At 65.6% G+C, this 11,603-nt stretch carries 11 protein-coding genes; 6 read left to right on the forward strand and 5 right to left on the reverse strand.

Annotated elements, in window-relative coordinates:
* Positions 1 to 258: 258 nt before the first annotated feature.
* The 6 genes from KI612_RS16425 to KI612_RS16450 are packed head-to-tail and all read left to right on the forward strand — an operon-like array spanning position 259 to position 6,392.
* Positions 259 to 1,245: an ABC transporter substrate-binding protein gene (locus KI612_RS16425; RefSeq protein WP_226441144.1), complete on the forward strand. Its 987-nt coding sequence runs from the start codon at positions 259 to 261 to the stop codon at positions 1,243 to 1,245.
* A 10-nt stretch (positions 1,246 to 1,255) separates the two neighbouring features.
* A complete protein-coding gene (locus KI612_RS16430; protein WP_226441145.1) occupies positions 1,256 to 2,068 on the forward strand; it encodes an ABC transporter permease in 813 nt (270 codons plus the stop codon).
* A 1-nt stretch (position 2,069) separates the two neighbouring features.
* Positions 2,070 to 2,861 (forward strand): ABC transporter ATP-binding protein, encoded by a 792-nt coding sequence (locus KI612_RS16435; RefSeq protein ID WP_226441146.1) that lies wholly within the window; start codon positions 2,070 to 2,072, stop codon positions 2,859 to 2,861.
* A gap of 31 nt (positions 2,862 to 2,892) precedes the next feature.
* Positions 2,893 to 4,722 (forward strand): sensor histidine kinase, encoded by a 1,830-nt coding sequence (locus KI612_RS16440; protein ID WP_226441147.1) that lies wholly within the window; start codon positions 2,893 to 2,895, stop codon positions 4,720 to 4,722.
* A complete protein-coding gene (locus KI612_RS16445) occupies positions 4,703 to 5,065 on the forward strand; it encodes a 5-carboxymethyl-2-hydroxymuconate Delta-isomerase (RefSeq protein WP_226441148.1) in 363 nt (120 codons plus the stop codon). Before KI612_RS16440 ends, KI612_RS16445 begins: the two co-directional genes overlap by 20 nt.
* Complete coding sequence (locus KI612_RS16450; protein ID WP_226441149.1) at positions 5,058 to 6,392, forward strand: sigma-54-dependent transcriptional regulator; 1,335 nt, start codon at positions 5,058 to 5,060, stop codon at positions 6,390 to 6,392. The genes KI612_RS16445 and KI612_RS16450 overlap by 8 nt, the downstream gene beginning before the upstream one ends.
* Here KI612_RS16450 and KI612_RS16455 read toward each other — a convergent pair.
* From KI612_RS16455 to KI612_RS16475, 5 genes are read right to left on the reverse strand one after another with little or no spacing between them, the layout of a single operon-like run.
* Complete coding sequence (locus tag KI612_RS16455; protein ID WP_226441150.1) at positions 6,386 to 7,078, reverse strand: 4Fe-4S dicluster domain-containing protein; 693 nt, start codon at positions 7,076 to 7,078, stop codon at positions 6,386 to 6,388. The two genes, KI612_RS16450 and KI612_RS16455, sit on opposite strands and share 7 nt — an antisense overlap.
* Before the next feature lie 21 nt (positions 7,079 to 7,099).
* Positions 7,100 to 7,843, reverse strand: coding sequence for a flagellar brake protein (locus KI612_RS16460; protein ID WP_226441151.1), 744 nt, complete (start codon positions 7,841 to 7,843; stop codon positions 7,100 to 7,102).
* A gap of 3 nt (positions 7,844 to 7,846) precedes the next feature.
* On the reverse strand, positions 7,847 to 8,704 hold the full coding sequence (locus tag KI612_RS16465; RefSeq protein ID WP_226441152.1) for an NAD(P)-dependent oxidoreductase: 858 nt from the start codon (positions 8,702 to 8,704) through the stop codon (positions 7,847 to 7,849).
* On the reverse strand, positions 8,701 to 9,570 hold the full coding sequence (locus tag KI612_RS16470) for an NAD(P)-dependent oxidoreductase (protein ID WP_226441153.1): 870 nt from the start codon (positions 9,568 to 9,570) through the stop codon (positions 8,701 to 8,703). Before KI612_RS16470 ends, KI612_RS16465 begins: the two co-directional genes overlap by 4 nt.
* A gap of 56 nt (positions 9,571 to 9,626) precedes the next feature.
* A complete protein-coding gene (locus KI612_RS16475; RefSeq protein ID WP_226441154.1) occupies positions 9,627 to 11,498 on the reverse strand; it encodes a putative bifunctional diguanylate cyclase/phosphodiesterase in 1,872 nt (623 codons plus the stop codon).
* Positions 11,499 to 11,603: the final 105 nt, after the last annotated feature.

An 11,603-nucleotide genomic window follows, 5' to 3' on the forward strand; every position in this document is an offset into this window, starting at 1 on the left:
GGAAAAAGCGATCAATTTTATCATGGACACCGAGCCGCTGCCCCCCACAGCGCGTCATTCGCCAGCGCGAGATTCCGCACCGGCCACGACCGGCATTGCGGATTTCCGCACAGCAGCCCCGCCGGTCGACTGCAAAAAACAGGCAAAAACCAATTAAATCAGACAGCTGAATCAGCCGGCCCGGGATGGCACGCCTCCTGCAATCTGTTTCTCGCCGCCGCTCTGCGGACGTCGTAAAAAACACTCAAGGAGATATTCATGACCCAGTTCGCCCCCAAGGCCGCCAGCATTGCCCTGGCCCTCGCTTTTGCCGCGCCGTTTGCTGCCCAGGCCCAGACACCGGACGTCGTCCGCCTCGGCAATCTCAAGTTCGCGCATTACGGCGCCGTGTCCTACATGAAGGAGGCCTGCGGCAAGTACAACCTCAAGGTCGAGGAACGCATGTTCGCCAAGGGGCCGGACATCATGCCGGCGATCGTCGCCGGTGAAATCGACATCGCGGCGCTCGCTTCCGACGGCGCCATCTCCGGCCGCGCCAACGGCGTGCCGATCTACACCGTGGCCGGTTTTGCCAAGGGCGGCGCACGCATCGTCGCCGGCATCGACACCGGCATCAAGAGCATTGCCGACCTCAAAGGCAAGAAGGTCGGCGTCACCCGTGGTGGCGCACACGAACTGCTGCTCTACGCGGAGCTGGAAAAGGCCGGCCTGAGCTGGTCGGACAAGCCGGGCAAGGACGTGCAGATCGTCTTCCTCGCCTTCGCCGACCTGAACCAGGCGCTCGCCGCCAAGCAGATCGACGCGATGAACCAGTCCGAGCCGCAATCCTCGCAGGCGATCAACAAGAAATTCGGCGTCGAGATCATGAAGCCCTACACCACGAAGATGGGCGAGCCGGTGCGCCTGCTGGTGATGACCGAGAAGATGTACGGCGAGAAGAAGGATGTCGCGCAGCGCCTGATGAAGTGCTTCGTCGAAACCACCGCACTATTCAACAGCGACCCGATCCTGGCAGAGAAATATGTGCGCGAGTCCATGTTCAAGGGCCAGATCACCTCGCAGGATTTCCGCGACGCGATGGACAACGCCGACTACACCTACGACGTGACCCTCGAGCACATCGACATCACCACCGACTTCATGCAGAAGTACGGCGTCGGCCGCATGCAGAAGCCGCCCAAGGCCGCCGAGTGGGTCAAACTCGACCTGCTGCAGAAGGCCAAGACCGAGCTCAAGGTGAAGTGAGCGGTCGACGATGAAAAATCTCAAGAATTTCCTGTTCGGGAGCATCGTCCCCGTCCTGCTGCTCATCCTCTGGGAAGCCGGCTCGCGTCTCGGCCTCTTCTCGGAGGTGCTGCTGCCCTCGCCGACCGCCGTCGCCATCAAGTGGTGGGCCTACCTGCTGCCGCTGCAGCCGCAGGAAGCCGGCCAGAGCTACCTGGCCTGGCTGGTCTCCGGCGAGATGCTGCATGACGCCTACTCCAGCCTGTTCCGTGTCGTCGCCGGCTTCGTCATCGGTGCCGCGCTGGCCCTGCCGCTCGGCCTGCTGATGGGCGCCAGCCCGCGCATCTACGAGCTGTTCAACCCGCTGATGCAGATCCTGCGCCCGATCCCGCCGATCGCCTACATTCCGCTGGCAATCCTCTGGTTCGGTCTGGGCAATCCGCCGTCCTTCTTCCTGATCGCGATCGGCGCCTTCTTCCCGGTGCTGATGAACACCATCGCCGGCGTGCGCCAGGTCGACGGCATCTACCTGCGCGCTGCACGCAACCTCGGCGTCAATCAATGGACGATGTTCACGCGCGTCATCCTGCCCGCCGCGACGCCCTACATCCTGGCCGGCGTGCGCATCGGCATCGGTACCGCCTTCATCGTCGTGATCGTCTCCGAGATGATCGCGGTCAATGACGGGCTGGGTTTCCGCATCCTCGAAGCGCGCGAATTCATGTGGTCGGACAAGATCATCGCCGGCATGATCACCATCGGCCTGCTCGGCCTCGCCATCGACTCGGCGGTCAGCCGCCTCAACAATCATCTGCTGCGCTGGCACCGCGGCCTGGAGCACTGAGATGTCGCAGATCATCGTCAACAACGTACAAAAAGTCTTCAAGACACCGGGCAAGGATGTCATCGCGCTCAAGGACATCAATCTCGAGATCAAGGCCGGCGAATTCGTCTGCCTGCTCGGCCCCTCGGGCTGCGGCAAGTCGACGCTGCTCAACGCCGTGGCCGGCTTCGCGTTGCCTTCGGCCGGCGAAATTACCGTCGAAGGCAAGAAGATCACCGGCCCCGGCCCGGAGCGCGGCATGGTCTTTCAGGAGTACGCGCTGTTCCCGTGGATGAGCGTGGCGCAGAACATCGCCTTCGGCCTGCAGGTGCAGAAAAAGGAAAAGGCCGAGATCGACCTGACCGTGAACCAGTTGCTCGACCTGCTGCATCTCACCGACTTCCGCGACCGTTTCCCGAAGGACCTGTCCGGCGGCATGCGCCAGCGCGTCGCGATTGCCCGCGTGCTCGCCCTCGACTCGCCGATCATGCTGATGGACGAGCCGTTCGGCGCCCTCGACGCGCTGACCCGGCGCAACCTGCAGGACGAGTTGCTGCGCATCTGGGAAAAGCTGGGCAAGACCATCCTGTTCGTGACGCACTCGATTGAGGAGTCGATCTACCTGGCCGACCGCATCGTCGTCATGACCTACCGGCCGGGCACGGTGAAGCGCGACCAGGTCGTGGACATGCCGCGCCCGCGCGACCCGGCGAGCGCCGAGTTCAACGAACTCAAGCGCGAACTCGGCCGCCTGGTCATGGAGGAGCAGCAGCGCCACGCCAACGACGAAATGAAGCTGGCGGCGGTCGACTGAGAAAAACGGGCAAAATCGGTAGGATGTCGGGGTGACCCTCGATCCTTCCCCCACCGCCGGCCGCAAGCGCCGCGCCCTGCTTCTGCTCGGTGCGGCGGTTGGCTTCTGCCTGCTCCTCGGCTGGCTGGCCTACCGCCTGTTTTTCGGCATCTACCTGGGCAACGACCGGCAACTGTCGGCACAGCGCCTCGATGCCTTCGCGCTGTCCCTCGAAGCGACGCTGGCCCGCCACGAATCGCTGCCCGGCCTGCTCGCCCTCGACCCGTCGCTCGCCGCATTGCTGCGCGAACCGCGCAACCCGCAACGCATCGCTGCCGCCAATGCCTATCTCGAAGCCGCGCAGCAGGGCGCCGCGGTCAGCGTCACCTTCCTGATCGATGCCCACGGCGAGACGCTGGCGGCCAGCAACTGGCAGTTGCCGCGCAGTTTCGTCGGCCACAACTACGCTTTCCGCCCCTATTTCCGCGATGCGCTGCAGGACGGCCTCGGCCGTTTCTACGGTGTCGGCGTCACCACCGGCGAGCCCGGCTATTTCCTCGCCGCGCCGGTACGCGCAGCCGGCAAGGTGCTCGGCGTGATCGTTCTCAAGCTCTCGCTCGACAGCATGGAACAGGCCCTGGCCGGTGCCGGCGACACCCTGCTGCTGGCCGACGCCGACGGCGTCGTCTTCCTGTCCTCGGAGCGCCGCCTGCGCTACCGCACGCTGGCGCCGCTGCCCGAGGCAGTCAGCGCGCGTCTTGCCGAAACCCGCCAGTACGGCACGCAGCCGGTCACGCCGCTCGCGGCGCAGGCTATTTTGCCCGCTGCAAACGGTCAACCGCTACGCCTCGCCCTGCCCGGCGAAGTGGCGCGCGAACGCCTGATCCACAGCCGCCCGGTCGGCGGCCAGGGCTGGCAGGTCGTGCAACTCGGCGACCCCGGCGAGGCCCGTGCCGCCGCACTTGGCGCGGCCAGCGCCGTGGTTTTTGCCGCCGCCTTCCTGCTCGGCCTGGCCGCCCACTTCCGCCATCGTGCCCGCCGCCGCGAGGAATTGCGCCGCGTCTATGGCGAACTCGAGGAGCGCATCGCCGAACGCACCGCCGACCTGACCGAGCAGATCGCCGCCCTCGAAAGCACCAAGGCCATCCTGCGTGAAACGCGCGACGCCGCCGTGCAGGCCGGCAAGCTCGCGACGCTGGGCCAGATGTCGGCCGGCATCAGCCACGAGCTGAACCAGCCGCTCGCTGCGCTGCAAACCCTGGCCGACAATGCGCGCGCCCTGCTCGCCCGCGGCCGCCATGATGAAGTCGGCGAAAACCTGCAGCTGATCAGCGAGCTGGTCGACCGCACCGGGCGCATCGTGCGCCAGTTGAAAAGCTTCGCCCGCAAGGAGGCGGCGACGCCGCAGGCGGTCACCGTGGCCAGCGCGATCGAGCACGCCCTGCTCATCGTCGAGCCGCGCCGGCGAGAAATCGGCGCCCGCATCGAGGTCGCGCCGCCGGCTGCCGACCTGCTGGCGCTGGCCGAAGCCGGCCGCCTCGAACAGGTGCTGGTCAATCTGCTGCGCAACGGCCTCGACGCCATGGCCGGCCAGCCCGAACCGGTGCTCGAGGTTTGCGCCAAGCGTGTCGATGAGCGCATCTGCATCCATGTCCGCGACCATGGCGCCGGCCTGGCCGACGAAGTGCGCACTCACCTTTTCGAACCTTTCTACACCACCAAGCCGGCCGGCGAAGGCCTCGGTCTCGGCCTGGCCATTTCACTGACCATCGTCGAAAGTTACGGCGGCACGCTGGGCGCGCACAATGCGCCGGATGGCGGCGCCGTGTTCGTTCTGACGCTGCCCGCCGCAGGAGAACCCGATGCCCCATCTGACCCTTGAATACAGCACCAATCTCGCCAGTTTTTCGCCGGCGCGCGCCCTCGCCGCACTGAATACGGCGATGTTCGATTCCGGCCTGTTCAGCGAACCCGACATCAAGAGCCGGGCGCTCGCCCTCGAGCATTTCCAGGTCGGCATCCGGCCGGCGCCGCGCGCCTTCGCACATGTCCGCATCGCGCTGCTCGCCGGGCGCAGCGACGCCGAACGCAAGGAACTGGCCGAAGCCGTGCTCGCCGCACTGCGCTCAGCGGTCGACGCATCCACGGAAGCAGAAATCCAGCTCAGCGTCGAGACCGTCGATCTCGACCGCGGCAGCTACGCCAAGGCCGTGCTCAATGGCTGACTTCCCGGTTTTCCTGGTTGAGGACGACGCGGCCGTGCGCAAGGGCTGCGAACAGGCGCTCTCCATCGCCGACATCCCGGTGCGCGCCTTTGCCGATGCCGAGAAATTGCTCGCCGCACTGGCCACGGCAACGCCGGCCCTGGTCGTCAGCGACGTCCGCCTGCCCGGCCGCGACGGCCTCACCCTGCTGCGTGAACTGCGCCAACATGACCGCGAGCTGCCGGTGCTGCTGATGACCGGGCATGGCGACGTGGCCATGGCGGTCGAGGCGATGCGCGAAGGCGCCTACGACTTCATCGAGAAACCTTTCCCGTCCGAGCGCCTGGTCGCCGCGGTCAGGAGCGCCCTGGAAAAGCGCGCCCTGCTGCGCGAGAATCGCCAGCTCAAGGAACGCCTGGGCAGCGGCAGCCAGATCATCGGCCAGTCGCCGGCGATGCAGCAGGTGCGCCAGTTGGTCGGCACGCTCGCCCCGACCGGCGTCGACATCCTGATCAACGGCGAAACCGGCTGCGGCAAGGAAGTCGTCGCACGCGCCATCCACGATGCCAGCGGCCGGCGCGGCCCCTTCGTCGCGATCAACTGCGGCGCGCTGCCGGAAACGGTGTTCGAGAGCGAACTCTTCGGCCACGAGGCGGGCGCCTTCACCGGCGCCGGCAAGCGCCGCATCGGCCGCATCGAGCACGCCAACGGCGGCACGCTGTTCCTCGACGAAATCGAGTCGATGCCGCTCAACCTGCAGGTCAAGCTGCTGCGCGTGCTGCAGGAACGCAGCGTCGAGCGCCTGGGCAGCAACACCGCGATCCCGGTCGATTGCCGCCTGGTCGCGGCGAGCAAAACCGACCTGAAAACGGCGTCGACCGCTGGCCAGTTCCGCGCCGACCTGTATTACCGCCTGAACGTGGTCAGCATCGACCTGCCGCCGCTGCGCCAGCGCCGCGAGGATATCGCGCTGCTCATGGCGCAGTTCCTGCAGGATGCCGCGACGCGCTACCAGCGCCCGGCCGCGGCGATGACGCCAGCCGACCTGGCGCGCTGGACGGCGCACGACTGGCCGGGCAATGTGCGCGAACTGAAGAATGTCGCCGATCGCTGGGCGCTCGGTCTGCCCGATGGTCTGGCGCAGCCGGCCAGTGCGACACAGCCCGGCGGTTCGCTCGCCGAGCAGGTCGATGCCGCCGAAAAGGCCGCCATCGAGAAGGCCCTGCAGGCGGCTGACGGCAATGTCGCGCGCGCCGCCGAGGCGCTGCAATTGCCGAAGAAAACCCTGTACGACAAGTTGACGCGGCACGCCCTCGTCGCCGAGGATTTCCGCCGCCAGGCTCAGTAATACTGCTCGATCATGCGCAGCGAGATGGCGTAGCTGTGCCGGATCTGCTCGCCGCAGTAGCGGTGCTCGCTGGCCACCGGGCAGGCGAGGCGGGCCAGGCAGGCGGTGGCGCAAGTCGAGGCCGGCTGGCGGCGCCAGGCGATGCATTTGTCGAGTGCGAATTCACCGCCGGCCAGCGCCTCGGCCGGACAGGCGGCGATGCACGGCGGGGTGGCGCAGGCCAGGCAGGGCGAGCTACCGGTCAACGGCGGCGTCGGCGCAAAATCCGTATCGGCGAGCACGACGGCGCGATAGGCGTACCAGCTGCCCCAGCTCGCGTTGATGCCGACCATGAAGGGCGAATCGTGATGCCAGCCGGCCAGTTTGCCGAGGGCCTGCAGGCCGACCGGGCAAGCGCCGGGATAAAGCACGCGGTAACGCTGCGCCGGCATTTCGGCGGCAAACCAGCGGTCGACCGTTAGGCGCGTGAAATCATCGATCGGATCGGCCGAAACGATGCCGGAACGCTGCACGGCATCCCACAGCGCGCGGCCGCCATGGCCGAGCAGGATGAGCTGGCGAAAATCGCCTGTTTCGGCGAGTTGACCGAGCAGCGCCGACGGCAGGTCGGCAATATTGAAAACTGCCTGCAGGTTGAGGCCGGCGGCATTGAGCCGGGCGCTCTCGGACGCCTGACGTTCAGGCATTATCATCAAGCAAGCGACCGCTCAGGCCAGGTCGCGGCGCTCGTGCTCAAGCCGGGCAATGTAGCGCTGGATGCGGTTGGCGTCGGCGGTCGGCAAATCGTTGAATTGCAGGCCAATGCGGAACAGACGCAGGCCGGCACGGCCCTCCAGCTCGGTGATATTACGCAAGGTGGCCGCGCAGAAAAGGTCGCTGGCCTCTTCCGGCAGCGCAAAACGACAGTTGGGCAAGACGACGCCAACAGCAAAACTGTCCGGCACGTTATTCGCCGACAAACCGATGCCAGCCACCGAGATGTCGTGCACCGGGCTGTTGAACAGGGCTCCATCGGCCAGTCGGGCAAAAAACTCCAGCGGCCGCACGCGCGGCGTCTCGATCCGGAAATGCTCCCGCCGCTGCAAACGAACCAGTACCTTGGGCAATTTCACGGCAAAGGCGCGCGCCCCTTCGAAATTCACGTCGATGGCCGGGCCGGTGGAAAAATGAACCAGAATGCCGCCCGGATGGGCGGCGAAGCTGAGCTGCTCGCTATCGAGGAGGCGCCGGTTGGTTTCCTGACTACCGCTGCAATCGAAGATCAGGCGATCCTTGTCTGGCTGTACCGCGAGCAGGAGAGTCTGAAAGGTATCGCGATTGACACCGAACTGGACGCTGAACGACTCACGCTCCCGCACAAAGCCGGCCAGCATGAACTGGATGGCGGTGCGACTCGGAATGTGGAAGCGTTCTTCGATTTCCGCTTCGGATAGTTGGGCTAGCTGACTCATGGCTCAGGAGTTTACTTCGAGAACGCGCAGCAGAGAAGCCGTGTCATCGCTCCCCCAGTCTTGCGCCATCAGGCTGTTCAGTTGCTGTGCGACGGCAGCGGTCAACGGCACGGGAACGCCGCTTTTGCGCGCCGCCTCCAGGACCAGGCCGAAATCCTTGTGGTGCAGGCGCGCCTCGATGCCGGCAGCGAAGTCGCGCTCGACCATGCGCTTGCCCATCACATCCAGCACGCGCGACCCGGCCGAGCCGCCGGCCAGCGCGTCCCTGACCTTGCCGCAATCAACGCCGGCGGCACGCGCCAGATGCATCGCCTCGGCGGCGGCCTGGATGGCGGCGACCATGATCATCTGGTTGCAGGCCTTGGCGACCTGGCCGGCGCCATTCGGGCCGACATGCACGATGCGCTTGCCGAGACAGTCGAGCAGCGGCCGCACCTTCTCCAGCACTGCGGCGTCGCCACCGGCCATGATTGCCAGCGTCGCGTCGATGGCGCCCTGGGCGCCGCCGGAAACCGGCGCATCGAGCATGGCAATGCCCTTGCGCCCGAGTTCATCGGCGATGCGGCGGGCGACGTCGGGTGCGATGGTCGAGCAATCGACCAGCACCGTGCCTGGCGCCATGCCGGCAATCAGGCCGTCCGGCCCGAGGGCGACCGCCTCGACGTCAGCGCTGGAAGTAATGACCGTGAACACCACCTCGCAGGCCCGGCCGAGCTCGGCCGGGGTCGCATGCAAGGTCGCCGGCAAACCGGCGGCGCTCGCCGGTCGCCGTGCCCAGACGTGCAATTCGTGGCCGGCGCGCTGCAGGTGCAGCGCCATCGGCCGCCCCATGACGCCGAGACCGATGAAGCCGACCTTCATGCGTCCTGCCCGGACAGGCCTTCGAGCAGCTTGAGCACGGCGATCGAGTCTTCCTCGCCGTGGCCGGAGCCGACCATGGCATTGAACATCTGCGCCGTCGCCGCCGAACCGGGCAGGCAGAGGCCGAGTTCGTGCGCCGTTTGCATGACGATGTTGAGATCCTTCTCGTGCATCCAGCTCTTGAAGCCGGGCTTGAAATTGCGGTCGAGCATGCGCTGGCCGTGGTTTTCGAGAATTTTCGAGTAGGCAAAGCCGCCGAGCAAGGCCTCGCGCACCTTGGACCGGTCGACGCCGTTTTTACTGGCAAAAGCAAAGGCCTCGGCGACCGCCAGCACGCCCATGCCGGTAACGATCTGGTTGGCCGCCTTGGTGACCTGGCCGGCACCGCTGGCGCCGACGTGAACGATGTTCTTGCCCATGCAGGCGAATGCCGGCTGCGCCTTGGCGAAGGCCGCTTCCGAACCGCCCGCCATGATCGACAGCGTACCGGCAATGGCGCCGACCTCGCCACCGGAAACCGGGGCATCGACGAAATCGACGCCGGCCGCCGCCAGTTCCTCGCCGATCCGGCGCGCCGCGGCTGGCGCAATCGTGCTCATGTCGACGGCGACCAGGCCAGGTGCGGCCCCGGCGGCAACGCCGCGCATGACGTCGGCGACATCCGGTGCATCGGCGACCATCGAGATGACCAGTTCGACGCCAGCTGCCGCTTCGGCCGGGCTGGCCGCGCCACTGGCGCCGGCGTCGAGCAGCGGCTGCATCGATTCGGCGCGACGCGCCCAGACGGTGACCTGATGGCCACCCTTGATCAGATTGAGGGCCATCGGGCGCCCCATGATGCCGAGGCCAAGGAAAGCGATTTTCATGCGGAACTCCGGAGCGGGAAGGCCCAGATTCTAGGGGCTGTCCCCTTAACCGGCAATCAGGCCGGCTTCGGCACCAGGCCGGCAACAACGATATTGTCGGCCAGCACCGGGCGACAGAAGTGGAAGCCCTGACCACGCTCACAGGACATTGCGCGCAGGAAGTCGGCCTGTGCCGAATTTTCGACGCCTTCAGCGACCAGCTTCAGCCCCAGCGAACGACCCAGCGCGATGATCGAGGAAACCAGCGACGCGGCATCGCTATCCGACTCCAGGTCGGCAACAAAAGTCTGGTCGATCTTCAGGCGGTCGATCGGAAAGCGGCGCAGGTAGGACAAGGAAGAATAACCAGTGCCGAAGTCGTCGATCGCCAGCTTGACGCCCATCGCCTTCAATTCGGCCAGGGTCGCCACCGACGAGTCGGCGCTGTGCATGACCGTGCTCTCGGTGATTTCCAGCTCCAGGCGCTCGGCGGGCAAACCGGTTTCGGCAAGCACGGCACGCACCGACTGGACGAATTCCGGCTGGCGGAACTGGTGCGCCGAAATATTGACGGCGATTTCACCCATGTCCACACCCTCGTCCAGCCAGGCACGCGCCTGCCGGCAGGCGGTGAGCAGCACCCAGTGCCCGAGCGGCAGGATCAGGCCGCTTTCTTCGGCAACCGGGATGAAGTCGCCCGGCGGAATCATGCCGCGTACCGGATGCTGCCAGCGCACCAGTGCCTCGACGCCGACGATGCGTCCGCTCGGCAAGTCGACCTGCGGCTGGTAATGCAGCAGCAGCTGGTTCTCGGCCAGGGCCTGCCACAACTCGTTTTCGAGATGCAGGCGCTTGTTGGCGGCAACGTTCATCGGCGCCGCGAAGAAGCGGTAATTGTTGCGGCCGCTCGCCTTGGCGTAATACATCGCGGTATCGGCATTGCGCATCAGGGCTTCCGGCGTGTCGCCGTCCGCCGGGTAGAAGCTGATGCCGATCGAAGGGCTGGTATGCAACTGGTGGCCATCGATCTCGCACGGTTCGCTGATCGCCTGGACCAGAGCATGCACCTTGCTGACCACGGCATCGGCATCGCGCACGCCTTCAAAAACCAGTACGAATTCGTCGCCGCCCAGGCGCAGGACATGATCGAACTCGCTGGCGAAGCCATGCAGACGGCGGGCGACTTCGCACAGCAGTTGATCGCCGGCATGGTGACCGAGCGAATCGTTGACCGTCTTGAAGTTATCCAGGTCAAGCAGGAGGACGGCGAAGCAGCCTTCCAGACGACGCGCCGCGAGCAGTGCCCGCGCCAGACAGCCGTCGAGTGCGGCACGATTGGGCAGGCCGGTCAGCGGATCGTGATGGGCCAGATACTCGATGCGTGCCTCCTGGGCCTTCTGGGCACTGATATCGGAAAAAACGCCGACATAATGTGTCCGACCACCCGGCTCGGCAGGATTGATGGCGCTGATGTACAACTGATGCGGCATGATCTCGCCGCCCTTGCGGCGATCCCAGATTTCACCCTGCCATGCACCGCTGGCCGTGATGCTGTCCCAGAGCGCCCGATAAAAACCGGCATCGTGCCGCCCGGAGCTGAGCAGGCGCGGCGTCTGGCCGATCGCTTCGGCCGCCGGATAACCGGTAATGCGTTCGAAAGCTGCGTTCACCGCCAGGATGCGCAAACTGCCATCGGTCAGCATCATCGCTTCCGACGTGTAATCGATGAGCTGGCGGTGCAAATCGATCTGCACACCAGTCTGGCGCAAGGACCAGCCCAGCGCCGAATAACCGCGCCACAGCAGGACACTGAGCAGCAACGCGATGGTCAGCGGCCAAACGGCCAGACCAGGCTGCAACCAGAGGTTATAGCCTGCCAGGGACCAGACCAGAATAATCGCGCCGACCAGAATCAGACGAAATTTACGAAAAGCCAGCGCTGTTTGCATCAAGATTGAAACGACCCGAAACCACAAAAAAGACTTGGAGAGCGGGCAGTTTAACCGAGTTGCAACAATGTTTTCAGCGCTTATTTTGGCGCTGAAAAAGTTAAC

The organism is Quatrionicoccus australiensis (assembly GCF_020510525.1).
GTDB classification, from domain to species: Bacteria; Pseudomonadota; Gammaproteobacteria; order Burkholderiales; family Rhodocyclaceae; genus Azonexus; species Azonexus australiensis_B.